The 24,588-nt window shown below is 37.5% G+C and carries 26 protein-coding genes; 12 read left to right on the top strand and 14 right to left on the bottom strand.

The window, feature by feature from the left end; translation table 11 throughout:
• Window position 1: 1 nt before the first annotated feature.
• A complete protein-coding gene (locus ACSZOX_RS05900) occupies window positions 2-700 on the bottom strand; it encodes a 3-keto-disaccharide hydrolase (protein WP_437918895.1) in 699 nt (232 codons plus the stop codon).
• A 377-nt stretch (window positions 701-1,077) separates the two neighbouring features.
• Here ACSZOX_RS05900 and ACSZOX_RS05905 point away from each other — a divergent pair, with 377 nt between their 5' ends.
• The 3 genes from ACSZOX_RS05905 to ACSZOX_RS05915 all read left to right on the top strand — a co-directional run bounded on the left by ACSZOX_RS05905 (window position 1,078) and on the right by ACSZOX_RS05915 (window position 3,512).
• Window positions 1,078-2,322: an LVIVD repeat-containing protein gene (locus ACSZOX_RS05905; protein ID WP_437918896.1), complete on the top strand. Its 1,245-nt coding sequence runs from the start codon at window positions 1,078-1,080 to the stop codon at window positions 2,320-2,322.
• 150 nt (window positions 2,323-2,472) lie between these two features.
• Entirely contained in the window at window positions 2,473-3,093 is a 621-nt protein-coding gene (locus ACSZOX_RS05910; RefSeq protein ID WP_437918897.1) for a hypothetical protein, read from the top strand.
• Between the two features lie 188 nt (window positions 3,094-3,281).
• Entirely contained in the window at window positions 3,282-3,512 is a 231-nt protein-coding gene (locus tag ACSZOX_RS05915; protein WP_437918898.1) for a hypothetical protein, read from the top strand.
• 73 nt (window positions 3,513-3,585) lie between these two features.
• On the opposite strand, the gene ACSZOX_RS05920 is transcribed toward ACSZOX_RS05915, so the two are convergent.
• The 4 genes from ACSZOX_RS05920 to ACSZOX_RS05935 all read right to left on the bottom strand — a co-directional run bounded on the left by ACSZOX_RS05920 (window position 3,586) and on the right by ACSZOX_RS05935 (window position 7,792).
• On the bottom strand, window positions 3,586-5,022 hold the full coding sequence (locus tag ACSZOX_RS05920) for a TolC family protein (protein WP_437918899.1): 1,437 nt from the start codon (window positions 5,020-5,022) through the stop codon (window positions 3,586-3,588).
• A 10-nt stretch (window positions 5,023-5,032) separates the two neighbouring features.
• Complete coding sequence (locus ACSZOX_RS05925) at window positions 5,033-6,391, bottom strand: HlyD family secretion protein (RefSeq protein WP_437918900.1); 1,359 nt, start codon at window positions 6,389-6,391, stop codon at window positions 5,033-5,035.
• Window positions 6,381-7,382, bottom strand: a complete 1,002-nt coding sequence (locus tag ACSZOX_RS05930) for an ABC transporter transmembrane domain-containing protein (RefSeq protein ID WP_437918901.1) — start codon at window positions 7,380-7,382, stop codon at window positions 6,381-6,383. The genes ACSZOX_RS05925 and ACSZOX_RS05930 overlap by 11 nt, the downstream gene beginning before the upstream one ends.
• A 62-nt stretch (window positions 7,383-7,444) precedes the next feature.
• On the bottom strand, window positions 7,445-7,792 hold the full coding sequence (locus ACSZOX_RS05935; protein ID WP_437918902.1) for a hypothetical protein: 348 nt from the start codon (window positions 7,790-7,792) through the stop codon (window positions 7,445-7,447).
• Between the two features lie 217 nt (window positions 7,793-8,009).
• On the opposite strand from ACSZOX_RS05935, the gene ACSZOX_RS05940 reads away from it, so the two are divergent.
• The 4 genes from ACSZOX_RS05940 to ACSZOX_RS05955 are packed head-to-tail and all read left to right on the top strand — an operon-like array spanning window position 8,010 to window position 12,048.
• On the top strand, window positions 8,010-8,711 hold the full coding sequence (locus tag ACSZOX_RS05940; RefSeq protein ID WP_437918903.1) for an ABC transporter ATP-binding protein: 702 nt from the start codon (window positions 8,010-8,012) through the stop codon (window positions 8,709-8,711).
• Window positions 8,692-9,642 carry an HlyD family secretion protein gene (locus ACSZOX_RS05945; RefSeq protein WP_437918904.1) on the top strand — a complete coding sequence of 317 codons (951 nt, stop codon included), beginning with the start codon at window positions 8,692-8,694 and terminating at the stop codon, window positions 9,640-9,642. Before ACSZOX_RS05940 ends, ACSZOX_RS05945 begins: the two co-directional genes overlap by 20 nt.
• A 1-nt stretch (window position 9,643) precedes the next feature.
• A complete protein-coding gene (locus tag ACSZOX_RS05950) occupies window positions 9,644-10,777 on the top strand; it encodes an ABC transporter permease (RefSeq protein ID WP_437918905.1) in 1,134 nt (377 codons plus the stop codon).
• Window positions 10,778-10,779: 2 nt separating this feature from the next.
• Complete coding sequence (locus ACSZOX_RS05955; RefSeq protein ID WP_437918906.1) at window positions 10,780-12,048, top strand: TolC family protein; 1,269 nt, start codon at window positions 10,780-10,782, stop codon at window positions 12,046-12,048.
• 73 nt (window positions 12,049-12,121) lie between these two features.
• On the opposite strand, the gene ACSZOX_RS05960 is transcribed toward ACSZOX_RS05955, so the two are convergent.
• Genes ACSZOX_RS05960 through ACSZOX_RS05975 form a run of 4 tightly spaced genes read right to left on the bottom strand, consistent with a single transcriptional unit; the run spans window position 12,122 to window position 14,554 of the window.
• Complete coding sequence (locus tag ACSZOX_RS05960) at window positions 12,122-12,709, bottom strand: Crp/Fnr family transcriptional regulator (RefSeq protein WP_437918908.1); 588 nt, start codon at window positions 12,707-12,709, stop codon at window positions 12,122-12,124.
• A 28-nt stretch (window positions 12,710-12,737) separates the two neighbouring features.
• A complete protein-coding gene (locus ACSZOX_RS05965) occupies window positions 12,738-13,415 on the bottom strand; it encodes a hypothetical protein (RefSeq protein ID WP_437918909.1) in 678 nt (225 codons plus the stop codon).
• Between the two features lie 37 nt (window positions 13,416-13,452).
• A complete protein-coding gene (locus tag ACSZOX_RS05970; protein ID WP_437918910.1) occupies window positions 13,453-14,097 on the bottom strand; it encodes an alpha/beta hydrolase in 645 nt (214 codons plus the stop codon).
• On the bottom strand, window positions 14,090-14,554 hold the full coding sequence (locus tag ACSZOX_RS05975; protein WP_437918911.1) for a VOC family protein: 465 nt from the start codon (window positions 14,552-14,554) through the stop codon (window positions 14,090-14,092). The genes ACSZOX_RS05970 and ACSZOX_RS05975 overlap by 8 nt, the downstream gene beginning before the upstream one ends.
• Window positions 14,555-14,806: 252 nt before the next feature.
• Between ACSZOX_RS05975 and ACSZOX_RS05980 the strand changes: the two genes are divergently transcribed.
• Both ACSZOX_RS05980 and ACSZOX_RS05985 read left to right on the top strand, forming a co-directional pair.
• On the top strand, window positions 14,807-15,529 hold the full coding sequence (locus ACSZOX_RS05980; protein ID WP_437918912.1) for a glutamine amidotransferase-related protein: 723 nt from the start codon (window positions 14,807-14,809) through the stop codon (window positions 15,527-15,529).
• Window positions 15,530-15,578: 49 nt separating this feature from the next.
• Complete coding sequence (locus tag ACSZOX_RS05985; RefSeq protein ID WP_437918913.1) at window positions 15,579-15,776, top strand: DUF6965 family protein; 198 nt, start codon at window positions 15,579-15,581, stop codon at window positions 15,774-15,776.
• 105 nt (window positions 15,777-15,881) lie between these two features.
• On the opposite strand, the gene ACSZOX_RS05990 is transcribed toward ACSZOX_RS05985, so the two are convergent.
• A complete protein-coding gene (locus ACSZOX_RS05990; protein WP_437918914.1) occupies window positions 15,882-16,268 on the bottom strand; it encodes a hypothetical protein in 387 nt (128 codons plus the stop codon).
• A 209-nt stretch (window positions 16,269-16,477) separates the two neighbouring features.
• Between ACSZOX_RS05990 and ACSZOX_RS05995 the strand changes: the two genes are divergently transcribed.
• The gene (locus ACSZOX_RS05995) at window positions 16,478-16,855 is read left to right on the top strand and encodes a hypothetical protein (RefSeq protein ID WP_437918915.1); all 378 of its coding nucleotides are present in this window, start codon (window positions 16,478-16,480) and stop codon (window positions 16,853-16,855) included.
• 83 nt (window positions 16,856-16,938) lie between these two features.
• Window positions 16,939-18,360, top strand: coding sequence for a PLP-dependent aminotransferase family protein (locus ACSZOX_RS06000; protein ID WP_437918916.1), 1,422 nt, complete (start codon window positions 16,939-16,941; stop codon window positions 18,358-18,360).
• Between the two features lie 144 nt (window positions 18,361-18,504).
• Here ACSZOX_RS06000 and ACSZOX_RS06005 read toward each other — a convergent pair whose 3' ends face one another.
• A complete protein-coding gene (locus ACSZOX_RS06005) occupies window positions 18,505-19,026 on the bottom strand; it encodes a hypothetical protein (protein ID WP_437918917.1) in 522 nt (173 codons plus the stop codon).
• A 208-nt stretch (window positions 19,027-19,234) separates the two neighbouring features.
• Complete coding sequence (locus tag ACSZOX_RS06010; protein WP_437918918.1) at window positions 19,235-19,411, bottom strand: hypothetical protein; 177 nt, start codon at window positions 19,409-19,411, stop codon at window positions 19,235-19,237.
• Between the two features lie 320 nt (window positions 19,412-19,731).
• On the opposite strand from ACSZOX_RS06010, the gene ACSZOX_RS06015 reads away from it, so the two are divergent.
• Window positions 19,732-21,645 (top strand): AAA domain-containing protein, encoded by a 1,914-nt coding sequence (locus ACSZOX_RS06015; protein WP_437918919.1) that lies wholly within the window; start codon window positions 19,732-19,734, stop codon window positions 21,643-21,645.
• 9 nt (window positions 21,646-21,654) lie between these two features.
• On the opposite strand, the gene ACSZOX_RS06020 is transcribed toward ACSZOX_RS06015, so the two are convergent.
• Complete coding sequence (locus ACSZOX_RS06020) at window positions 21,655-23,010, bottom strand: MATE family efflux transporter (RefSeq protein WP_437918920.1); 1,356 nt, start codon at window positions 23,008-23,010, stop codon at window positions 21,655-21,657.
• 293 nt (window positions 23,011-23,303) lie between these two features.
• Window positions 23,304-24,584 carry a hypothetical protein gene (locus ACSZOX_RS06025; RefSeq protein ID WP_437918921.1) on the bottom strand — a complete coding sequence of 427 codons (1,281 nt, stop codon included), beginning with the start codon at window positions 24,582-24,584 and terminating at the stop codon, window positions 23,304-23,306.
• Window positions 24,585-24,588 lie beyond the last annotated feature (4 nt).

The raw sequence follows: 24,588 nt of genomic DNA on the forward strand, positions 1-24,588 counted from the left end.
GCTAGATTTTTTTGATTTTAATATTTTGAAAAGAAACACCTCTTGACCAATCTTGAAGGGCAATTTTACCTGAACTATGCTTACCAAATTCAGGATAATCTTTAAAATTACTACTCCTTACAAGTTGTTGCCATTTTTGCGATTTGAAGTCCATTTCTGCTGTTTCTTCCCCATTTAGATAGAAGTTAACCTTGCCCTCTTTTTGTATAATACGAGAAAGATTCCATTGCCCTTTGCTTTTTGTGTTGACAAAGTTTTTCTGAGGTGAAAAAGTGTATAAACAACCTGAACGTTTAAGAGGTTTGTCAAAATCCGGATGTGTATCTTCTAATAGTTGATATTCTGGGCCAGAATGGTAAGTTGCATCGATGTCAGGCCGTTCTATCACATTAATAAATACGCCGCTATTTCCTTCACTTTCAAGTTTCCATTCAAATGAAAGTTCATAATTTTCGAATTCTTCGTTTGTTACTAGATCACCCTTTTTTGCATCGCTGTTAGGATTGCAGTACAATGTTCCATTTTTAACTAGCCAAGAAGAAGGTCCTTCTCCTTGATTATAGATATGCCAGTTTTTTAGCGTCTTTCCGTCAAATAATAGTTGCCATCCTTCATTTTTTTCTTTGTCTGTTAATGTATTGGGAACCGTTTCTTTCTCCTTACAAGATGTTGTCAAAAGACAAAAAAACAGAGCTAACATAATCAAAACAAAATACGTTGAACTTATGAAGCTGAAAGTTGGAAATTTATAAGCGGTAGTTTTCATTATGTCTATGGTATTTTAGTTACTTTCTAATGTAGCAGAATATTTCCATAAGTAAAAATAGAAAAAGATAGACAGTAAAAAGCGATGTGATCTGAAAATTGACCAAATAGTAAACCGGAGCGTCTTTGTTTGGGATAATACAATGGCTATGTTTTGTTCCAAATAAGATAAGAATCGTATTTATTGACGGATTAATATTTGATAGTTATCGTTCAAAAAAATGAATTATTCAATTTTTTTAAAAAAAATAATAGTAGGTGTAGCGTAGCTTATTGTATTGCGTTTTAATAAGTACAATCAACTATTAAATTATGAAAATAACAGAGAAGTTAGCATTATTTTTTCTTTTAGTTTGCCTTATGGCGTCGTGTGATAGAATTGAAACCAATAGTCTTTATAAGGTAACAGTTCCCGTTTTTGAACCGATGTCCAATTTTCGGCTAGAAGAAGATGAGATGGTTGTTTTTCCGCAGCCTTTAGAAAAAACGGGTAAAATTTACCTTTACCAAAATTTTTTATTTATTAATGAACCTTTGAAAGGTGTGCACATATACAACAATGCTAATCCTTCAAGTCCAGTAGCGTTATCATTTTTGAACGTTCCTGGTAATGTAGATATGGCTATTAACGATGGTATGTTATATGTTGATAGTTATATGGATTTATTAACTTTTGATATTCATAATCCTGAAAGACCTGTTTTGGTGGATCGGAAGGAGAATGTTTTTAAGCTTATTAACTCCAATCTTGAAGTATTCTACGCTGGAGGGCTAGATGGTGTGCTGACAGGGTATAAAGATACGTTGGTAAGTTATGAGGATTACAAGGAATATTCACCCTATATCAAAAAAGACACGGAGATAATTTATTACGATAGTAACTCGTCTTACGGTCAGGGAGGTTCTATGGCTAGGTTTACGTTGGCGAAAAATCATCTTTACGCAGTAGATTTTATGCAGCTTCATCTTTTCAATGTTAGTGAAAAAAGTGCTCCTGTTTTTGTGAAAGACATTTCGCTAGGTTGGGGGATAGAAACGATCTTTCCATATAAAGAAAATTTATTTGTAGGATCAAATACAGGTATGTTCATTTTTGACATTCTACAACCGGAGACCCCTCAACTAATTTCGCAGTATCGCCATATTCGAGCATGCGATCCCGTTGTAGTTAATGATGATTATGCTTTTGTTACGTTGCGTACTGGTGCTTTATGTGGAGGTTCTCAAAATCTATTAGAAGTTATTGATATTACAGATCTTCGAAAACCACAGTTGGTGAAATCTTACGAAATGCAAAATCCTCATGGTTTGGGATTGGCTGATAAGGTACTTTATTTAGCTGAGGGAGAATTTGGGCTGAAAAGCTTTCAAATATCAGATGTCAATAATATAACAACCGGTATGTTGCAACATTTAAAGGATAAGCATGCAACAGATGTTATTGTAGGTCCTAAATCTTTGGTGGTAATTGGAGAAGAAGGCGTTTGTCAATACGATTATTCCTCTCCGTCGGCATTGAAATTATTAAGTTGTGTCTCTGTGGGACAATCCAATTAAAAGTAAGTTGATATTATTGAGCTGAATTACCCTGAGCAGGTTGGTCTGGAAAAAATAAGCCGTTTTGCATTTTTTTAATATGCTCGTATAAAGATTTCACCTGCTTGCTGTCAACCATATCGATCTCTCTTTACAGAAAACCTTATACTGATGAAAAAAATATTGTACGTCATTTTTACTCTCGTTTATATGGGAATATCCCAGGCACAAACCACTAAATTTACCAATCATAATGAAATAGGTGTAATTACCTATGGGCCAGTTTTTTTAGAGTCAGGATTAGCAATCCGTAGCTTTAACGGTATACATGTAGGTGATCATTATGCAACGGGTGTAACTATTGAGGTTAGTCGTTTCCCAGTTAATGAAGATCGGAAATTTTGGTCAGTTCCTTTATCAGCGAAGGGACGTTACTACTTCAATCCCAAACGTAGAATTTCTATTTTTTCTGATTTAGATATAGGATACAATTTTACTTTTTTGAACGGAAAGAATAAAATAGAAAATGAAATGTACCGCTATCGTGGAGGATTGTTCGTTAATCCTCAGCTTGGATTACGCTTGAAATCACCCCATAGAGATCACTTTTGGACGTTGAGCCTTGGATATCGATTTCAACAGTTTAGAGAAACGCATTTTTCAAATTATACATACACAGCCGAGAAACAGGGGCCAATCGCTGACGATAATAGGCTGGAGGGATATGATTACAGGCAAGATAATAAGTACCTTCTACACCGTGTAGCTATCATGTTTGGCTTTGGTTTTTAGGGATGTGCAATGTATTTTCTTAGAAAGGATGCCATTGCACAGAAAAAAAGGATAATTGTTTAATAGTCAGTTAATAGTAAGTTTTTTGATTTTTTATCATTTGTGTTGCTAAAAAATATAGTATATTTGTGGCGACAGTGATTCAAAGTCAACTTAAAGCCGTTAAAAGATTATTTTAATTTGCGATTATGTTTACCATAAATCAAAATGGGACAGTATACTCAGTCCCAACAGTAGAGGAAGTTTCAGTCAAAGGTGTTTTAGTAAAAACGAATCCAGAACTTGGAGAGTATGTATGTGTGCCTAATGATCAAGTTATTGTCGTATATAGAGATAATCAATATTTAGATATTCACGGCAATAGATTGAATTGGTTTGATGATGTTGAGAAGCTTTTTCGGGAGCACGCGCAGAAGTAAGTGTATTTTTCAGTAGGAGACTTAAAGACTGTCCATCACAAAAAAATGTAATGGACAGTTTTTGTTTTTCAAGCTATAATCGAGTTCCTGCTTTATAAAATAGTTCGGCTAGTGCTTTCTGATAAGCAGCTATTAGACTTTCTCTTTTCATTTGCATATCGATAAGCTTACTCTCCCGACTATTGATGATGAATAACGTAGTTTCCCCTAGATCAAATTTTTGTAATTCACCACGTAGTAGTATCTCCTGATTGCTTATATTTTCGATTTGTAATTCGATTTGCTTGCTGTAAGCAGTAAGATCATTGTATTTTGTGGTTACGTCATTTTGTATCTTTCTACTGGCAATAAGTTGCTCGTAGCGAAGTTCTTCCTGTTTAAATCGTACTTCTTTGAGTTTACCTCGTTCGGCTCTCAGAAATATTGGAAATATAAATTCGAAACCAAGTTTATAGTTGCTCCAATTGAAGTCATAATAAGCCGGAATAGATTCGCTAAAATTGCGTCGACTGGAAATTAGCGTTCCCGAAAGATTCATTTTAGGTTTTAGCATTTCCTTTCTATATTGCTCTTCTATTGATAATTGTTGATCTTTACTCTCCAATTTCAGAAGCTCTGGATGTTGGTCTTGAGCTTGTTCCAATAACTCTAGTAAAAGATGGCTATCTGGAATTAGTTTCTGTTGATCGACCTGATGTGGGATAGCATGATCTGGCAATTCTACGGGAGTTTGTTGTTCGTTCCATAAGTGATTGGATAATACTAATTTCGCATTCTTTAGTTCGATTTCATACTTCGCCAATTCCATTTTTCGCTCTTTTACTGTTATAGCGGCTTCAATAGAGTCGATAACAGGCTTGTCTCCTAATTCAGTTTGCTCACTAATTGCTCTGAATCGGGTTTCGGCTAGCTCTACACCTTCATTTAGTAAATAATATTGACGATAAGCGTAGTACCAGTTCCAATAGTCTGATACCGCTTGAAACCATATAGCATTGATTTGTTTAACTTGTTCGGCTTCTGCATAATGTAGCATTGCTTTGGCCTGCCAAAGCGTATTTCGACGGCTATCGATAAACATTCCTTGACCTAAAGGAATACTTAATCCTACGGCCGATAAACCTGCATTATTGGTCCTCGATTGTGGATTTGTATAGGTTCCGACATTACGATCATAGGCAACTTTTAAGTCTGCACCCGCAAGCCAAAGCGGTACTTTAAGTTCGCTATTCCATTGATTGTAATAACTTGTTTCTCCAAAATGTTTATTTTGGAATGAGCTAGACAGTGTTGGGTCAAATTTTCCCAACGCCTGTGCAATTTGAACTTTTGCAGTTTCGCTTAGAAGTTCAGTCTGTTTGACAACAGGGTGATTAGCCAAGAGTAAGTCTTCGAGGTCTTCTATGGTGAAGGTTGTCTGTGGTGCTATTTGTTTCTTTTCCTGGGCAATACTCGTTATTGAAAAATTTAAAAGTAGCCAAGCCATAAGAAAAAAGCAGGGTCTCATCATGATATAGCTTTTATTTTAAAGTTTCCTCTTTAGGTTCTCGCTCTAAACTAGGAGGGAAACCATTTAATTGACGCCATATTTCATACCATAATGGTACAGAATTTAGAACAACTCTACCATACACTCCGGAACCTAGCCGTAATTGTACTGGCCACGGTTCATCTCCCTCAGGAACGGGATCGGCAGGTCTCACCAATAAACGATATTGGCCATTCTGACTGCTTACTTTATCGATTACTGTCACTTTACCGGCAAAAGTACCTACTGCTACAGAGGGCCATCCTGAGAATTGGACAGAAGGCCATCCTTCGAATTGTAAACGTGTATCGCTTTCGTCCAAAATTAGAGGGACATCTATTGCATTGACGTATAATTCGGCTGCTAACAATGGCTTTTTTGGTTGCAATGTAGCCACAGATTCGCCGTCTTTTATGTTTTCACCTATACCAGCTTTTAGCGTTTTTACAATATATCCGTCTTGAGGTGCACGAACAACGTATAAGCCTCGACGTATATCAATGTTCGTAATTTCATTGCGTAATTTCGCAATATCACCTTGTGCTGACGCTTTGGTAGATAATGCGGATCCTAAATCAGATTGTGCTTTAGCTAGGGATTCTTGATATTTAGCCTTGATATTATCCAACTCTATAGATGCATTTACTAACGCTTGTCTAGAGTTTGTGAGTTTATTTTCTGCACTCACAACTTTTGCGCGGTCGTTTTGCAAGTTTAACCGTCTTGTCTCGATGTCTGTTAATGAAAAGAGGCCATCTTTATATCCTTGTTCGTACCGTGTCAAACGTGCCACACTCGTTTCATACAGGCTCTGTGTAGCTAGTAAATCTGCGCTATCAATTTTAACGACGTTTTGCGATTGAAGGACTTTATTTTGAGCAGACTCGAGTTGGTAATGTAATCCACTACCAAGTGCATTAATTTGTGCCTCCGTTGCTTTCATTTTTTGTAGTGCAGCGTCTTCACTACTGCGTTTGGCGTCCAATTGTTCTTGAAGACGTAAAGGTAACTCCGGATCAAAATAAGATTGAGAAATTTCAGAGATGACGAGTATCGTATCGCCTCTTTTGACCTCATCTCCTTCACGGACAGCCCATCGTTCGATTCGGCCACCTATTTGATTCTGTATTGTCTGCGGGCGATCCTCGGGGCGTAAAGCGGTGACAATACCCTTTCCAGGGATGGTTTGACGCCAAGGTAAAAATAAGATAAAGATAAAGATCACTGCTGCAATCATAAGAAGACGACCCAAAACAATAGAACCACGTTCTTTCAATAATTTTTCGCGTCCCTCTACCGAAAGATCCTCCCATGTAAGCATTTTCTCGGTTGTATGTCTATTATCCGCCATATGGAGTTGCGCCCTCCTCTAACGCTAGATCTGTTACTGTTCCTAATTTGACACTTCCGGTTAGCATATCGAATATAGTGCTGAGATTCGTTAATAGCTTTTCAATCGCATACCCTATCTGGACAATGACAACTTCCGCTGCTACAAACTGGCCGAAAGTCATTTGACGTTCCACAACGAAATAAGATCCTAATAGGAGCATTGCCCCAAAAAGTAGTGTACGTATTACTACTGAACCGGCAAAAAAACGTTTTAAAATCTTAAAATGTTGGTTTCTTGAAGTTAAATATTGACTACTGATACGATCAGTATGCTTAATGACTTCCTGCATTTTACGCTCATCATTTCGGAATTCTTCAATATTCTCTGCTACACTTTCCAAATAAGCTACTGTTTCATATTTGTGTTCTGATTCTTGGATACTCGTTTTCATACCCTGTCTGTAGTATAAAACTACTATAAATGCAATGGCGATAATAACCACTAATCCAAACGTTAAAAAAACAGGATGATAGAAAGAAAGTAGAATGACACTAAAAAAGATAGTGACTACTGCTGCAATAATGTCAATGAGTAATTTTATAAGTCCTTTCTGGATGATAATAACATCGAAAAATCGGTTTACTAACTCTACTAAGTTTTCTCCTTTTAATTCGCTGCGCTTAATGCGTGGTAAACGGTAGGCAAATTCAACTGCCGATTTTAGGAAAATCTTCTGTTCCAAGTATTCTACTAAGCTGAGTTGCCCTATTAAAAGAAATCCGGCAATAATTACTCCGAAAATAACAAAGGCGATGAGTATATAGGTGGAACTATACATGGCTCCGTTGCTCAGTAGGTTAAATATCGCTGTAATACCGACAGGGATCGTCAAACTGAACACGCCAATTACAATGGCGTACAGAAAGATGTAGTTAATGGTTTTACGCTCAGGATGTAAAAGTTTGACTAAGCGTTGCAAGGGCGTAGGTCCGCCTTGTTTTTGCGTCATAAATTAAAAGTAAATGTGATAAAAAAGGGTGTAGTGAACTAGACCATAAACAAAATAATGCTTTAAACAACTATGTTGTCTGGAGGCGGGGAGGGAATGATCTCCTGGTGTTCTTCTATAGAAAATATGCGGTATTTGTTCCGAATGAGCTTTTTATAACGTTCAACAGGTGTTATATTATGATCTGTGAATGTGATTAAGCAAACGAGTTTTCCATATCGTTTGTCAATTTCTTTATTTTCGTCCTTTTCTGACTCTTCGATGTCTAGTGTTACGTTGGAAACTAACTGGTGTTTTCCCGGAAACAGGCTGAATAAAAGCCCTCCCGTTTTCAATGCTAATAGCATTAAAAGGGAAATACTTATGAACTGAAGAAGATATTTGTTTCCGTTTCTTAACGTACCCAACATTTTGCAAAAATAACGATAACAATGATACAAAACTGTCAGCAAACTGTTAAGTCTTTGTGAAAAACGCATTTGTTTTTTTGATATGTCATAAAGATTTTACGTGTTAGGATTTTCGAGAGGGAATGAAATGAAGTTAATTATAACTTTACTCGTTATCTTGTTTCTTGGAGACTGTAGTTTTTAGTAAATTGGTCTTTTTAATATTACATCAGTAACAATGTCTGAAGAAATTGTTCGGTTAGAAGGTATCGAAAAAATATACCAAACTGGAGATACGAAAATTGTTGCCTTATCGAAGACAGATTTGTCTTTTCATACGCATAGATTAACATTGATTATGGGACCTTCTGGTAGTGGAAAAACCACACTGTTGTCGATTCTGGGCATGGTTATTTATCCAACCAATGGAAACATGTATTACAGAGGGAGAATTATAAATGGTTTAACGGAGAATCAATTGGCTTCGATTCGGTTGAAGGAGATAGGTTTTGTTTTTCAGCAATTCAATTTACTCGATCCGTTGAATGCCGTGGAGAATGTAATGCAACCATTATTGTTGCAAGGACTAAAAACAAGAATGGCCCGTGACATGGCTGTGAAGGCTTTGGATAATGTCGGATTGTTGAGTCGTGCACGGAGTTTACCAAAGGAGTTGAGCGGGGGGCAGAAGCAAAGAGTAGCTATTGCAAGATCATTAGTAACTAGCCCATCTATGATTTTATGTGATGAACCCACCGCATCTTTGGACGCTAAAAGTGCTGTAGCGATTATGAGTGACTTGCAAATGCTAGCTCGCGCTGGCAAAGCTGTTATCGTTGTAAGCCATGATTTAAGATTAAAAAAATATGCAGATCAGATTGTTTATGTGGAAGAAGGGATGGTATCGGACAAAATTAACGATGAAGACAAGACTAATTAGTAACTTTTTGTTTATCTGTTGTATAGCTTTTTTTTGTTTGAGCTGTAGGCAGGAAAAACGTCAAGTAGAGCAACAGGACGATCAGCATGCGTTCGATGATATAAAAACTGTGGTTTCGATTGGTAAGGTGACTCCGGAAGATGGCTGGGTGAGTTTATCAACCTCAATGACTGGAATTGTAGATCAGATTTTAGTTTCAGAAGGGGACTCCGTAATTGAAGGACAAGATTTGTTCATCTTGAAATCGGACGATATTCGCTTTGATGTCAACCAAGCTGAGGCACAATTGGAAGTCCTTAAAGCGCAGGTTCAGGCTTTTAATGAAGAGTTGGCTCGAGAGGAAGTTTTACTTGCTTCTTTGCAGAAGAAATTCAATACCTCTTATACTCTCTTTATGCATCAGGCAGAAACGAGAGAAAATATGGACGCTGATGAAAGTTCATTTCATCAGCAACGAAAGCGAGTTGGGGAGATAAGACAAGAAATTGTTAAAGGTGAAAAGCAAAAGCAAGAACAGTTGATTGTTGTGGAGAAAGCGAAGAGTAGCCAAAAAGAACTTATTGTCAAAGCTGCTCGCACGGGGGTGATCACAGAGCTACAATTGGCCGTGGGGCAATCTTTGTCTGGTTATACGGATGTGGGTAAGATTGCGGATGTGAATTCGCTACATATAGAGGCTGAAGTTGACGAATTATTTGCCGATCAAATTCAAGTGGGGCAAGCTGTTCGATTTTATAGAGTGGACACCAAAGATAGTATTGGACAAGGTGTAATTAACTACTTAAGTCCTACTTTAACCAATAAATCGATCCTGTACGAGAACGCAAATGAGGCTCAAGATCGTCGTGTGCGTAGAATTCATGTTAAACCCGAAAAGTCGAGTCATTTGTTGGTAAATGCGAAGCTGGAATGTATAATAGAAATTCGCTAATATGATTGGACTGGCATGGAAGTTTATTCGATTTGATCGAGCGAAGAGTGTTGGAATTGTAGCAGCTATTGTGATCAGCATTTTTTTGATTGGTCAACAGTTGAGTTTACTGTTTTTTTTGATGAATTTGATGGGAAATCTCATTAATAATGCGCCGGTCGGGGATAATGAAATCTGGGTTATCGAAGGGCAAAGTCAGAACATAAATGCTATAAATAGTATTGATCAACGACTGGTACAGGAGATTGCGAGTCTTCCCAACGTCGAGTGGACAAGTCCTGTCGTAATAACAAGTGGTCAAGCAACTTTTTTAGATGGAAAGACAGCTCCTGTGACATTGGTAGGGGCTGCAAGTCCTATGTTTCGGATGGGGCCAGTAAGTAATAGGATTCGTGAGGGCGAACTTAAAAACTTGATAGCACCTTTTGCTGTATCTGCAGAAATATACAACGCGAAAAATTGGGGAACGGATATTCGTTTGGGAAAATCAATCGAGATTAATGGCAAGAGTGCGCAGATAGGTCTCATCACAAATAATGCCCAGGCGTTCGGTGCAAGTCTCATGTATACGACTTTGGCAAATGCACGTCATTTTGGAAATGTTTCGCCAACAAAAGTAAGTATAGTTATTGTGCGATTGTCAAAGGAAAGCATGAAGGAACAGGTCATAGAACAGATCAATGCATTGTATCCTAATCTTCGCGCTTGGGATATACAACGACTGCGGGAATCTTCTATTAGAGAGATCTTGATTACATCGAATATGGGGATGAGTTTTGGTACTCTGGTTTTGTTTGCTATGGTGAGCGGTTTCTTCATTATTGGCCTCACACTCTATTCTGCAGCTTTAGATCGATTAAAAGATTACGGTACTTTAAAGGCTATTGGTGCGAAGGGAACATACGTAAGTCGGTTGATCGTGACTCAATCTTTTTTATTTGCTTTGATCGGTTACGGATTGGCTATGTTGTTGTTATGGGGTTTTAAATTAGGCGTTGCTAAAAGTGGTCTTGCTATAGATTTATCTTTGGGCTTCTCTTTGATGTTGTTGTTTTTATCCATTGTCATATCGGTGGGAGGGTCTCTTTTTGCGGTACGTAGAATATCCAAAGTTGAGCCAGCTTCAGTTTTTTAGTTATGATAAAGTTTCTATTTTACACGTTGTTCTTGCTCCCGTTAACAGCCTTTAGTCAGGCGATGTCCATTCAGGAGCTGTGGGAAAATCTTAAGGATAGCCGTGATTACCAGAGGACGACTTTGAAAATTGGCGTTAAACGCGAGGAGAATCGAACAAATCGTTTGACTAGGTTTCCAGTTATATATGGCGATTTAACCCATCAATATAACGCTATTATACCAACCACACCTGTTCCCGCTATTGCTTTTGATGCGAATGCGGCAGATGGTGCAATTATTCCACTTCGTTTTTCTACGAGATGGATTGCAAAATCGGCTGTACAAATGGAGTGGAAGATTTTTGACCCCATGCAGCGTGGTATTGAAGAAGAAGGTCGTCTAATGTTGGATAAAATAGAAACTAAAGGCAGAGAAGATGAACAACAACTGAAAAAAAATGCGACCTTGGCATATGCGGCATCGGTGCTAGCCAGCTTGCAATACCAGTCCGCTTTGAAAGACTGTTCGATTTACAATAATATCTTAAAAGTTACCGAGTTGCGCTTTAACGCCGGACGAGCCAGTGCACAGCAATATAGGATGGCGGAGCAAGAGATGGAACGTCGAAAGATTCGTGGTTATGAAGCCTATTCTGTTTTGGAAGAAAGTCATCTTGAGTTGCGTCGTTATGTCAACTTAGATACCATTTTTCAATTGTCTTCCGGGATAGAGGATATATTGACTTTTGTTTTGGATAAAGATGAAATAGATTTTGAAGGCCAAATAGCGTCGTTGGATTATAGGATTGCCACAATGCAAATTCAACAGATAAAAAGACAGTTATTACCCGAGATTACATTTAATGCGGCATATGGCACTCAATTTTTTAGTAACCAATTTGACCTCTTCAATCGGGAAAGATGGTATGGTAATAGCTTCGCCAATATAGCCGTGAAGATTCCTCTATCGGCCCATATTTTAAAATCTACTCCTTTGCGGGGCGCGATGTTGAATGCGCGTATTGCTAAGTTGGACCTCGACGAAGCGGAGTATAATTGGCAAATTGATAACGATAAAAAGCGTGCGAAAATATCGGCTACGAAATTGAAGTTAGAAAGTTATAAGAAAATTGAAAATTTAGCCTTAAGCCAAAAAGAGATCGCTAGGAATGCATATGAAGAAGGACGGATATTAATTACAGAATATAATACAGCCGATACAGATCATATTCAAGCACAACAAGAGGTCTGGAATATACTCTACGATCTTCTAAAAGTTTCGATGGAGTAATTTTACTATTTATGATCATGTAATTTGCTAGGTAGGTGTTCCTTGCAACTAACGACGTCTCTAGTTCAGGGATTCAGAAATTTAATTCTTTACGAATCCGGCTTAATTGCGTAGGAGTTACGCCGAGAAAGGAAGCGATATGATGTTGTTTGAGTCGTTTAAATAGACGTTGGTTCGCATATAATTTTATATAACGATCTTTAGCCGTTTCCCACTTCAGGTTGATTTCTAAAGGTTCTTTTTTTACAACCCAATTCTTTTCAAGATATGCAATTTGGAATAAAGCTAAATCATGAAATTTCTTTACAAGTTCACGAAATGGTTTGGCAGGATATTGAACAACTTCGGTATCTTCTAATGCAATAATATTAAACTCACTTGTTTTTTCTTCTATGATTGCGGCGGTAGAGGCACAAAAAGTATCTTCCTCAAAAAAGATTTTGTAGATGGTATTTCCCTTTTCGTCATTGGTATAATAACCTAACAGTCCTGAATGAACAAAATAGTAATACCGAGCTAGGTTGCCTGCTTGAAGAATAAGATCATTTTTTTTGAACACATGTTTTGTACAGATATTTAGCAAAGCTTCTTTTGTCTCCTGTGATAAGGGGGAATACCCGCACATTTGCGCTATGAAGTTGTCTATTGCTTTTTTTTGCATCGTATTTGGCAATTCAGATATACATACGTTAAAGTAATCCCATATCGGCTAATTCGAGAACGTCATATGACCGATTTTCCAGGCTATCAGCAGCTAAGCACGCTTGCACAATTTTCTTCACACCAGATACGTAGCTGTCGTGTCCTAAAACTTTAATAGATAATGTTATTTCATCACTGCCATCCTTTATGGTAAGCTTATGATAGGCGTGTTTATGAAGATAAGCTTTTGGTATTCTTAATTCTTCTTCTTGTATTTTTGTATCGCGGATAGATACAATTTTTGTGTGTGGAACCCCCACATAATCAGCAATTTTGTAAGCGGTACCAGGTTCTGTAGATTTGCTGGATTGATGAGATTCTGTCAGCTCGATATCGCAATTCGCAAATTTCCAGCCATTTTCTTTTAGCATATGGAGCGTCTTGAGGAGCAGTATTGATGTATTAGGACAGATAATCATAGGGAAATCTACTTCCCAAAATGCTGTTTCCAGCCCAGTAGCTAATTCAATGAAAATGGACTGGGTCTTTTGGCAAAAATTTCGGCATTCCTGAAGTTGTCTTCCCGATCCAGCGTGAATAAGCACGGATTTTTCGAGGGTATTGGGAGTTCCTTTCCATGCTCTTATGGGAGAGTCACTTATTTCTATAGAAGCAGTAAGAATAGCGGTGGCCAATTTGCCTGATCCAACAACATATATATTCATGGTATAAAATTACATAAATTTAGCCATAGCAATTTTCTTATTGCAATAATAAGCGTAAGATTTCGCTGATTTCAGTTGCTTTATTTAATGTCATGAGGTGGCCGGCATTCTGCACCGCAATATTTGCATTGGCATTATGGAAAGGGAGTATACGATCCTGTGTGCCGTGAATATGAATGCAGTTCGTGTGGATCGTTTTGTTATCCCATTTAGTGATGGCGCACAATGCCCATTTAAGAAATTGTGCGTCGGTATCGAACAGTATTTTAGCCAAAAGATCTTTGTCTTCTGTCGAGGATGCCCCGAACAGCCAGAAGGTAAGGCTATTCGCCTTCTTTAAAAGTTTTGGGGGAACAAGATCATTAAACCTCAAATATCCTGCAATTTTATAGTAAAACGGGATCTCGTACCGTGTCTTGGCAGAGGCTATAAGTACTACTTTTTTTGTAGGTATTAGTTTTGCAATTTCCACAGCTAACATTCCTCCAAATGACAAACCAATTAGAATAGGGTTTTCTGTAAGGATTTGTGACTTCAATCGGGTAGCATATGTGGACATGCTTTCATTTGAAAAAGGTGGAATCCACTTTATAAAATGAACATCTAGACCGGAAAAATCTAGTTTTTGGAAGGCTCGTTCATCAGCACCAAGTCCACTGATAATATAAATTTCGCTATTCAAAGGGATTATTTTGTTTGTTCATCAGCCAGTTTTCATAGGAAATTACACCCAGTTGCGGATTCGGATCACCTTCAAGTATGGAGATAAACTCTAATTGATTGCCATCAGGATCATTGAAGTAAATTGCTAGAGCCGGCATCCAAGCAAATACCATTGGAGTCTGTGTTTCATTTTTTAAAAAATTATAAGGTTTGAGGTTACGTTTCGTAAGATAAGTATTAGAATAATTTAAAATATCCTCGGTACTGCTCCGGAAAGCGAAATGCCTAGGTTGAAAATTTTCAGTGACTTCCCAGAGGCCCAACATGTAATTTTTATCTTCCCCAATCCAAAGAAATACAATAGGACGGTTTTCGTCGCGATGGGCAAATTTCAATCCCAATATTTCGGTGTAAAACTTTGTCAATATTTCTAAATCTCTCACTTGAATGTGTGTTTCGTAAAGTCCTTGTATCATGTTGCCTTTTTAATTGAATCTTTTAACGAGGTATTTATTTCTATGCGAGACAAATTAGAAAACTTTGTACAAACTCTTTCCTTTCCGCTCTCAATTTTTACAAAATAATGGCAGGGTGGGGGATTTCGGAGATATATTTTTTGTCATGTTCATATCGCATTTATAAAATCTGCTAGTGCGTAATTCAGATTAGAATCGTTATTTTCGATAAAAATCTGTATCTGTTTTTTCTGAAATTAAAATTAACAAATAATGCATATTCACTTTATACAGCATGAATCATTTGAAGCCCCAGGAGCCTATCTCATTTGGGCAATGAAACGAGATTATAGCGTTTCCTTTACTAGAATTTTTGAATACGATTTGCTGCCCCCTACTGTTGATAACATAGATTTGTTAATTGTTATGGGGGGACCGCAGTCTCCTGCAAGTACAAAAGAGGAGTTTCCCTATTTTGATGCTGATGCAGAAGCTGCATTTATCAGATCTTGTATCGATGCGGGCAAGGCTGTTCTAGGCGTGTGTCTTGGGGCACAACTAATCGGAATGGCAAAGGGAGGTGATTATAAAGCGAGTCCACAGCGAGAAATAGGTGTGTTTCCTATTTATTTGACCGATAAAGGGAAAGAAGATTGGCATATGGGAGGTTTCAGTTCGCCATTGCTTGTGGGACATTGGCATAATGATATGCCTGGACTTGTAGACGGAAGCGATGTTTTGGCGGAGAGTGAAGGATGTCCTCGTCAAATTGTACGTTATTCAAAATTGGTTTATGGATTTCAATGTCATATGGAGCTTACTCCCGAATTGGTTGAACTATTGATTACCTCGGAAGAAGATCTGGAGGAATCTAGCAAACAACATGCATTTGTTCAAGCCCCCGACAGCATACGCACATTTGATTATAGCCAAATGAATGATATACTGTACCTATTTCTAGATAGACTTGTCGAAAGTTACAATAATAGTCATTGAGTTTAAAATTTTGTCGATAGCTCTACAGAACATTTGCTAACTTCGCGGTATGACAATCGAAGAACTAAAGCAGGCTTTTGCTGGGAAACAGTTTATTGCTCCAATTGCAATCAGTGAAGATCAAATTGTGGTGGATGTGGATCAGTTTTTAAAGATACAGTTTATTATGGTGGACCTGTGGAAGAAGGATTTATCAAAATCACCGGCTTATGTAAGGCTTCTAAAGTTTTATGAGGCTACCAAGTAGGTTTGGATAGATACCAAAGGAGGGATACAGATGCAGAGGAGGAGTTATTAAGAGTGGGTAATCCCTATTTTTTTTAGAGACTAAATTTATTGTTGTTCCGCTGATCTATTTCTCAATGAGAATGACATTTTTATGGAAAATCCTACGTTGTGATTTTAAGTAGTTGTGGATATCTTTAGGGCTTTTGTACATTTTTTTTTCTAAATTCTGGTATATAATTATGGAGTCTATACTGGATGTTAGCACTTGATAAATCTCCGCCTCAGTCCAGCTTCCTATCCCAAAGTGTATCTTGTATTCTGGATTTTCAGCTAAAGATACACGTAAAGTGTGCGTCTGTATTCCGAAAAGACTTATATCTTTACTTTTCTTTAAATAAACATACAACTCGCTTTCTTCTTTTAATGCTTTTACTTGGAATACGCGAACTGGATCACAGCCTAGCAATAAAATTATCGTCATCAAAAGAGAGAATTTTACCACTGAATTCATTCTAATTAAATCGAAAGGTTTATTACGCATCATGGTAAAAATACAAAATAAATACCAAGGGGTCTCTAGCTGAAATTGGTGATATTATACTCCATTGTAAGATAATTTGATCTTTTTAGATTAATCTGTGTCTTAGATAATAAGGTTTTCTGTGTCTGTATCCTACTTGGTAGATCTGGTAACTTGCAGACTTTAAGAAGATAACGTCTATGGCATTAGTAATCAATAATGGTTTTAGCATCGAACAGGTTTCGGTAGCGGAATTGAGGGGGATAATTAACCTTTATAAAGAAAGATCTACTGAGGATAATTTGAGTAAAAAAGTAGGAGTAGACTTTGGTTTGCCCATGGCTGTTGCAATTCAAAATAAAGCTGTTATTGGTTTTGCCGCTGCTGCTGTTAATAAGCGTGGGATGGTTGAGTTAAGTTGCTATCTCCTCGAAGACCAACCCGATGTTTTATTGCAAATATCACTTAGGAATTTCGCTGAGAAAAATTTCCATGCCGTATTTGGCGATGATCAGGGGACTATAAAAAAATTAACTATGGCTACGGAAGATTTATTAACTTGGATTAATAAATTTTAGCGCAAATTCAGCTTTTTCATAATATGTTTGTGTGGTATATGAATTATTTTATTTCATAACTGCCTCCTAAATTAGAGCTAGAAATGACATTGAAAAAACAACCGCTGTATGTAGGGATTGCATCTCTCTTAGAAGAACAAATTTTAGCTGGGACCCTAAAGTTGGGAGATAAACTACCATCTATCCGCTCGATAGAGAAGATGTATAACGTAAGTATTAATACGGTAAAACAAGCTTTTTTGAGTTTGGAGAGTAAATCTCTGATTGAATCTAGACCTCGATCCGGTTACTATGTTAGTAAGACATCTCTTCGGCGCTTTGGGCTTCCTTCGGTCAGCGCGTTGAATCCTGCGACGGAAGATCAACCTTCTTTAGATCTGGTTGATAAAGTTTTTAATACATTGAAACGTAGTGATATAACGCAGTTTTCCTTAGGAGTTCCTGGAGAAAGCATGTTGCCGATTGCAAAGTTGAATAAAACATTGGTTAACACTGTTAGGAGATTACATGATGGAGGGACGGGATATGAGCCTGTTCAGGGCAACTTAAATTTGAGAAGGACCATTGCAAAATGGAGTATCTTATTTGAAGGGCATTTGAAGGAGGATGATTTAGTAACCACCTCGGGGGCAATGAATGCCATTTTCAATTGTTTGATTGCTGTCACTAAACCCGGCGATACAATTGCTATTGAAACTCCCGTGTATTTCGGTACAATACAAATTGCAAAATCATTGGGACTAAATGTTATCGAAATTCCTTCTCATCCAGTTACAGGTATAGAATTAGATGCATTAAGAAAGGTCTTACATAAGATTGATGTTTGTTGTTTTACCGCAAATTTTAGTAATCCATTAGGTAGCCTCATGCCAGAACAACATAAAAAAGAATTAGTTGACATGCTTACGGCAAATAATATACCTCTTATTGAGGATGATTTATATGGAAATCTGTTTTTTGGAGCCACAAGGCCAAAGCCTTGTAAAGCGTTTGATGAAGCTGGTATTGTTATGTGGTGCGGTTCTATTTCGAAAACATTAGCGCCTGGGTATCGTGTTGGTTGGGTTGCGCCTGGAAGGTATAAAGAGAAAATTATTCGACAAAAACTGTTACAAACGCTTTCGACTCCAGTTCTGTATCAGGAGGTTGTGGCAGATTTTATGGAGCATGGACGATACGAGCATCATCTTCGCGACTTTAGAAATAAACTTTATACAAACTGTTTAAGGTTTCAACAGGCTATTGAGGAATACTTTCCGGATAGCACTAAAATTTCACAGCCTCAAGGCGGCTTCGTACTTTGGTTAGAGTTTCCTGAGCATGTCGATACTGCGGTTTTATATGATCGTGCCATACAACAAAACATAAGTTTTGCTCCTGGACGTATATTTACCTTGCAAGAACGGTACAACAATTGTATGCGCTTGAATTTTGCGCTTGATTGGAATGACAAGCTGCGGTATGATTTGAAGAGATTAGGCCAGATTGTAAAAGCGGTTGTGTAATGTGTATAAAGAAAGACCGACTATACTAATTTTAGACTAGCTGTCGAGAGAGCTGATCACGTTTTTTGAAAAATGTCATAAAATTAGATTTATCGAATTTTTCTGATCGGTCTTTTATTATGTTGTTTTTAAGTTTATTAACGTTTAATTTGCATCGATATCTACGTTGAATTTTCCATCAGTTAGGGTTACAGCATCCAATGTTGTCGCTCCTTCGACACGGACCGCAACTGCGGAAAATGATCCTTCGACATGTGTATTATTTATTTTATCAATTTTAAGACTAAAGGCGTCTTCTGGAGCAAGTGTACCTCGGGTTGCTGTATAATTTAGTTGTTCTTGGTTATTCGTCAAAGAGTAAACACCCAAAATAGTAAATAAACTTTCGTCATCTAAACTATATTGACCGGTAGACACACGAGTTGTTTCTGATAATACGGTAATACTGACCCATTCACTTCCATTATCTGTTGAATTTATCTCGAGGTAATTACCGCCATCTACCCATCGAGCCTGTACATTGGAAAAGCTTTTTTCTTTTCCGTTGATTTTTACCTGAAGGGAATTTAATTTCACATCGCCGCTGACGGTGTCTTTTTTTCCGCAGCTGGAAAGGAGAGAGAAAAGTAGGAATGCACCGATACCTAGTTTTATTTTTCTGTTCATATGTTACTCGTTTAAACTTTATGATTTAATAAGCTAAAATCATACCGTTAGTGTGAACATAGGTTTTTTATTTCAATTTTTTTTGTGCTTATATACTGTGTTGTGCTGCGATTTATTAATTATCCTAATTGCGGTATTTTAGGTAATGTCAATAACATATTAAAAAAATACAGCCCACGAAATAGTAGGGCTGTATATGATATAAAAACTATTTTTTGCTTTCCTCTAAAGATACTTTGCGATAGTCTTTTAAAAGTTTTTCAAGTGCAAGTGTCGATTTGCGGGCTCTTGTTCCTGCTGCTTTATTTCCTTTTTCCAATTGTAATTCCGCATCTACTTTGAATGCTTCGATTTCTGAGTTGATTTTTTCTAATAATTCTTTCATGTTGTTGTTTTATTTAAAACTGGCGGCAAATATAAAAAACATATCGAAATACAATAATGTTTTAAACTAATTTAACGAATTATCTTTTAGTTAACTCTTTTTAATGGGGGCTAGTCTGGATTATTCTGATTCGATTTTTGATGGATTGATTTGTGGTCTCGGATGATTACCTGATTTTCTCCATTATAAAAGATGCCCTAAGAATCCGCCAGAATAATGAGCTTTAGTGAAAATTATTGTCTTAGCTCATTGGTTTTTTGACCTTCAATCAAATCAAATATTTTGAGTAGGTTTGTTTTTACCGCAAATGGGGATAGCTAATGAAGGATTATTTTCAACAACTCGCTGGTTTACTGGATGAAGAACATGCCTACGATAAGGCAGAGCATGAGGCTCTACTATTAAAAAGTTCACTGAATGAGCGACGAGCGCTTGGCGTGACCTGGTTTCCCATTTCTGTTGTAAACAGCGAACTTGGAAGAGGAGATTACTTGACGATAACGGTTCTCAAAACAAATAATGTAGAGGAGGGGCATAAGTTTAGATTTGGTATGCCTGTTTCCTTATTTTCTAACCATGCTCCGGACGAAGATCGTATTGATGGAGTTATCGCGTTTGTGAATCGTGACACGATGCGGATTTCTTTTCGTACCGAGGAATTACCTGACTGGAGTCGAAGAGGCAAATTAGGGGTGGATTTGTTGTTCGATGAAAATTCTTATAAGGAAATGAGCGATGCGCTTGTTTTTGCGGATGAGCTTAGTTCGGATGAAATGAAGGGAAAACTTATTCGCCAGTTGATGGGAGAAGAAGTTATTTACGAAAGAGAAGAGGAACGCGTTTATGATAATAAGGATCTCAATGCCAGTCAAAATAAGGCAATACAACACATATTAAGGGGGAGTCCTTTGTCAATTTTACATGGTCCACCAGGTACTGGTAAGACTACAACATTGGTTCATGCTGTCGCAGCGTTGCTGAAAAAAGAAAAGAAGCAGTTGTTGCTTGTTGCACCGAGCAACTTAGCCGTTGATCTTTTAACCGAGCGATTGGAGGCGATAGGTATTGCTGTTGTTCGAATTGGTAATCCTGTTAAGGTATCGGAGCATCTCCAGAAGTTGACATTGGATGCAAAAGTCGATGTTCACTCGGCGAATAAAGAGGTCAAGTCCTTAGAGAAACAAGCTCGTGCCTATACCGAGATGGCTCATAAATATAAACGGAACTTTGGCAAAACTGAACGTGAACAACGAAAAGCGTTATTTGATGAGGCTCGTAAATTAAGAAAGGAGATCGACCGTATTCAAGACTTTATCGTGGAAGATATTTTAGATAAAGTGCAAGTGATTACGGCAACTTTGGTCGGAGCGAACCATCATGTAATCCGAAACAGACATTATAATACTGTTTTCATTGATGAGGCAGCACAAGCCCTGGAGCCTGCATGCTGGATTCCTATTTTGAAAGCCGATAGATTGGTATTGGCGGGTGATCATTGCCAGCTTCCACCTACGGTAAGATCCAGTAACCGGCCCGGTGAAGGCCTTTATGATACGCTTTTCGAAAAATTAGTAGGGCATTATCCAGAACAGGTTTCGCTATTGGATGTGCAATATCGAATGCATAGACAAATTATGAGCTATCCATCACAGGTGTTTTACGCAGATAAATTAATCGCGGATACGTCCGTATCCGATCGGACTTTACCTCGTGATGATGAGCCTATCCTCTTTATCGATACAGCTGGAGCTGGCTTTGAAGAAACATTTGTCGAGAAAGCTATTTACAATGTAGAAGAAGCTCGTTTTGTGGTTGCACACCTTTGCTCATTATTGCTCGAATTAAAAACAAGTTATGAAGACGGACATTTTCCGAGTATTGGCGTGATTGCTCCTTATCGAGGTCAGGTCTTGTTGCTGAGAGAGATAATCGCCTCAGAGGATACACTAGCACCATTTGCTTACTTAATACGTGTCAGCACAATAGATGGATTTCAAGGACAGGAAAAGGATATTATTTATCTGAGTTTGACAAGAAGTAATTCCGACCTACAGATTGGATTTCTTGCGGACACCCGACGGATGAATGTAGCGATGACAAGGGCTAAGAAAAAGTTGATCGTAGTAGGGGATAGTAGTACGATGGGGCAACATCCTTTCTATAAGAATTTTCTTCGCTATGTAGAGTCTATTGATAGATACCGTAGCGTCTGGGAATGGAATATTCAAGTTTAGTTCGCACGATTATGGGGTCGCATTTTGCAACTTATACATTTGGGATGCACTTTTCCTGACGTTATAAAGAATGATAAAAAAGATAAGCCAATCAATGCCAGCGCTTACATAATAGATACTGTTTACTCCATAAAATTTAGGGGCAATAAGCAGCAATGGAATATAGAAAACGACTTGCCGAAGTATACTGATAAAAGTAGCTGGTTTAGCATTTTCTATTGAAGGAAACCAAACGATAGCCATAAATACAAACGGAAGGGCTAGTAAAACACTCATGTACACACGGAAGTTCAGTAGCTGCTCGTGGCTAAATGAAATGTTTGGAATCATAATCGACATGACATCTCCCGGATAAAACATAACAAATAACCAAAAAGGGGAGAGGATGATCAATCCTGTAAGAGAAAATAGGCGATAAGAACGAACGGTTCGTTTATATTGTTTAGCTCCATAATTCATACCTGCGACCGGCTGCAAGGCACGCATAAGTCCCCAAAGAGGGGTATTCAATAAGATGTAGAAGCGATTTACGGCCGTGAAAAAGGTAATGTCTATTTCAGTTCCGTATTTGGCTAATGAATTGAAAACAACAATGTTTTGAACGACGATCATCACCATCATAATGAATCCCGGCATACCTAAGGAAATTGTCTCCTTTAGAACCGTCATATCTTTTTTCAATGACCAGAATTTGGTTTTAAACGATGACTTTCCACTAGCGTAATACCATATACCTAATGCTGTATATATTATCATAGATACGTTGGTCGCCCAGGCAGCCCCAGATACTCCCCAGCCGAATGTATCTATAAATAGAGGCTTCAATGCGATATCGACAATCAAACCCAATGCAATCATCCAAGCAGCTGTTTTCATTTGACCCTCCGATCGTATTATCATATTTAGAGCTAGTCCATGAATCCAAAAAAAGCTGCCCAATATTGTCGCTCTAAAATAATCAATACCTAATGACAATATTTCGCCTCGTCCCCCCATCATATAAACGAGTTCTTTTGAAAAGATATAGCAAGGAATGGTAATTAGTACAGAGAAAAGAAGCGCGAGGTAATTGACTGATCCAAAAACGTTGTTTAATTTTTCCTTTTGCTCTCTCCCGATCCAAATGCTTATTGCGGAACCAACGCCAGTTCCTATCAAGGAACCGAAACCTTGAACTAATTGAGCCAAAGGGTAGGCAATACCAACAGCAGCTAAGGCTGTGTTATTGATGAGGTGGCCTACAAAAATTCCATCTAAAAAATTATTCAGTCCATAGAGCACCATAGCTAAAACTGCTGGCCACGACATAGTCCACATCACTTTTGCTAAGTTCCCATTTAAAATAAGCTGTTTATTGGTATCCATTGTAAATTAAGGGCTTAAAATCTTAAATATAATCCTGTTCTCTAGTTACGGTGTTTTTCAACTTCTACAAAGCTAGGAGAATGAAATCAGGGCAAGGTATGTGATAAGGAGTAAAATGTCCGCTAAACGGATAAGGTTGATATTGTTTAAATGCGTACCGGACTTTATAGAAATATAGATACTTCGTTGGATGATTTTTTTGTAGATGAAATATTTTTGATTTATCTATAATTACAAAAAGTTCTTTATCAATAAAGAACTTTTTGTAATCGGAATACTATTAAGTAATCGATTTAACGACGATAACCAATATATCCTTTGATTGCTATTTGATTACTCGATTCTAGATTTGTTTGAATGGTTACATGTAGATTACTTTCTTTAAGATGTCGTAAAGTACCTATTGACCAAGCCTCAGGCCAATTTGAAAAATTCAGATACAACTGTAGCGGACTTGCGTTTTCATTCATAGTATAAGATATCTTTTGTAACGAGGTTTCATCTGTAGAATAGCTGGTAAAGCCGTTTTGCGAACTTTGATAGAGCGTATAGAATATCTTATTAGGAAATTTTTTGCCCACCATCTCATCCGCTTTCCAAATACCCTCAATAAGTGGAACAGGAATTTGGCGAATTTCTTTTTTCTCTACACTATTGAAGTTTTCATCGTAGTCGTATGTTATAATAGTATCGGGTTGCAGTGTTTCTCTATTTGTCACTGTAAAATCCATATAATCAATATTCTCGGTAGTTAAGGTCGCGGAATCAATGCCAAGAAATTGATGCATAGCCGTTTTCAGGAGAGGAAATCCGGAAAGGGGCAAGCTGTTAGAAAAGATGACCGCCTTATCTTGAATAGCTATGCTTCTAGATAGATAATCATGTTTAAAAGTGTTTTTTGTAGTCCAGCTACCTGCTATCTTTATGTCTTTCCCAGAAATATGTGCTTTTAGATTAAGATTTGCAGAGGCGTTCCATAAAGTGATATGGTCGCTAAAATATGTTTCCTGAAAACCGGTTAAATCTTTGACAGCGGTCCAGTTTTCTTTATTTAGTAGCTGGTTTTCTATTGTCTTATCGAATGCAACTGTATCCAGCGAGAAACAAAGAATGACATCATCATTTTTGTGAATCAGGTATACATATTTATTTAAGTTAATAATTTGTGAAGGATCATTTTGAGCTTCCGTTTCTTTTGGCTTTTCGCTGTATTTATGCAAGAAATCTTTCCACTTCTTCTGATTAGAAACCTGTTGGATGCTGTAGAATGTATGAGCTTGATCTTTTATACTAAACAAGTAGACCTTAGCAGGTATTTTTAGTCCTGAATTCCAGAGATCGAACCACAATGAATCCGAAAATTGATAATTAAAATCTTCGTTGTTTTTGCGATCTCGAAAGAGTTGGTCCATGTTGTCTATTACGATATCGTCAAGGGAAACTGCAATAACGGATTGAGATTCAACAGATACATAGTGTTGAAGGGCATTTTTCTTTCGAACCCAATAGAAAATACTTGTCCCGATCGTAATCAGGGCAAGTATTCCGAATATATAGAGCAGTGCTTTTTTCATCTAA

The sequence above is a fragment of the Sphingobacterium sp. LRF_L2 genome, assembly GCF_965644235.1.
GTDB lineage: Bacteria > Bacteroidota > Bacteroidia > Sphingobacteriales > Sphingobacteriaceae > Sphingobacterium.

Coding starts and splice junctions, on each gene's coding strand:
- ACSZOX_RS05900 (WP_437918895.1), bottom strand. CDS start 700: ATGTTAGCTCTGTTTTTTTGTCTTTTGACAACATCTTGTAAGGAGAAA.
- ACSZOX_RS05905 (WP_437918896.1), top strand. CDS start 1,078: ATGAAAATAACAGAGAAGTTAGCATTATTTTTTCTTTTAGTTTGCCTT.
- ACSZOX_RS05910 (WP_437918897.1), top strand. CDS start 2,473: ATGAAAAAAATATTGTACGTCATTTTTACTCTCGTTTATATGGGAATA.
- ACSZOX_RS05915 (WP_437918898.1), top strand. CDS start 3,282: ATGTTTACCATAAATCAAAATGGGACAGTATACTCAGTCCCAACAGTA.
- ACSZOX_RS05920 (WP_437918899.1), bottom strand. CDS start 5,022: ATGATGAGACCCTGCTTTTTTCTTATGGCTTGGCTACTTTTAAATTTT.
- ACSZOX_RS05925 (WP_437918900.1), bottom strand. CDS start 6,391: ATGGCGGATAATAGACATACAACCGAGAAAATGCTTACATGGGAGGAT.
- ACSZOX_RS05930 (WP_437918901.1), bottom strand. CDS start 7,382: ATGACGCAAAAACAAGGCGGACCTACGCCCTTGCAACGCTTAGTCAAA.
- ACSZOX_RS05935 (WP_437918902.1), bottom strand. CDS start 7,792: ATGTTGGGTACGTTAAGAAACGGAAACAAATATCTTCTTCAGTTCATA.
- ACSZOX_RS05940 (WP_437918903.1), top strand. CDS start 8,010: ATGTCTGAAGAAATTGTTCGGTTAGAAGGTATCGAAAAAATATACCAA.
- ACSZOX_RS05945 (WP_437918904.1), top strand. CDS start 8,692: ATGAAGACAAGACTAATTAGTAACTTTTTGTTTATCTGTTGTATAGCT.
- ACSZOX_RS05950 (WP_437918905.1), top strand. CDS start 9,644: ATGATTGGACTGGCATGGAAGTTTATTCGATTTGATCGAGCGAAGAGT.
- ACSZOX_RS05955 (WP_437918906.1), top strand. CDS start 10,780: ATGATAAAGTTTCTATTTTACACGTTGTTCTTGCTCCCGTTAACAGCC.
- ACSZOX_RS05960 (WP_437918908.1), bottom strand. CDS start 12,709: ATGCAAAAAAAAGCAATAGACAACTTCATAGCGCAAATGTGCGGGTAT.
- ACSZOX_RS05965 (WP_437918909.1), bottom strand. CDS start 13,415: ATGAATATATATGTTGTTGGATCAGGCAAATTGGCCACCGCTATTCTT.
- ACSZOX_RS05975 (WP_437918911.1), bottom strand. CDS start 14,554: ATGATACAAGGACTTTACGAAACACACATTCAAGTGAGAGATTTAGAA.
- ACSZOX_RS05980 (WP_437918912.1), top strand. CDS start 14,807: ATGCATATTCACTTTATACAGCATGAATCATTTGAAGCCCCAGGAGCC.
- ACSZOX_RS05985 (WP_437918913.1), top strand. CDS start 15,579: ATGACAATCGAAGAACTAAAGCAGGCTTTTGCTGGGAAACAGTTTATT.
- ACSZOX_RS05990 (WP_437918914.1), bottom strand. CDS start 16,268: ATGAATTCAGTGGTAAAATTCTCTCTTTTGATGACGATAATTTTATTG.
- ACSZOX_RS05995 (WP_437918915.1), top strand. CDS start 16,478: ATGGCATTAGTAATCAATAATGGTTTTAGCATCGAACAGGTTTCGGTA.
- ACSZOX_RS06000 (WP_437918916.1), top strand. CDS start 16,939: ATGACATTGAAAAAACAACCGCTGTATGTAGGGATTGCATCTCTCTTA.
- ACSZOX_RS06005 (WP_437918917.1), bottom strand. CDS start 19,026: ATGAACAGAAAAATAAAACTAGGTATCGGTGCATTCCTACTTTTCTCT.
- ACSZOX_RS06010 (WP_437918918.1), bottom strand. CDS start 19,411: ATGAAAGAATTATTAGAAAAAATCAACTCAGAAATCGAAGCATTCAAA.
- ACSZOX_RS06015 (WP_437918919.1), top strand. CDS start 19,732: ATGAAGGATTATTTTCAACAACTCGCTGGTTTACTGGATGAAGAACAT.
- ACSZOX_RS06020 (WP_437918920.1), bottom strand. CDS start 23,010: ATGGATACCAATAAACAGCTTATTTTAAATGGGAACTTAGCAAAAGTG.
- ACSZOX_RS06025 (WP_437918921.1), bottom strand. CDS start 24,584: ATGAAAAAAGCACTGCTCTATATATTCGGAATACTTGCCCTGATTACG.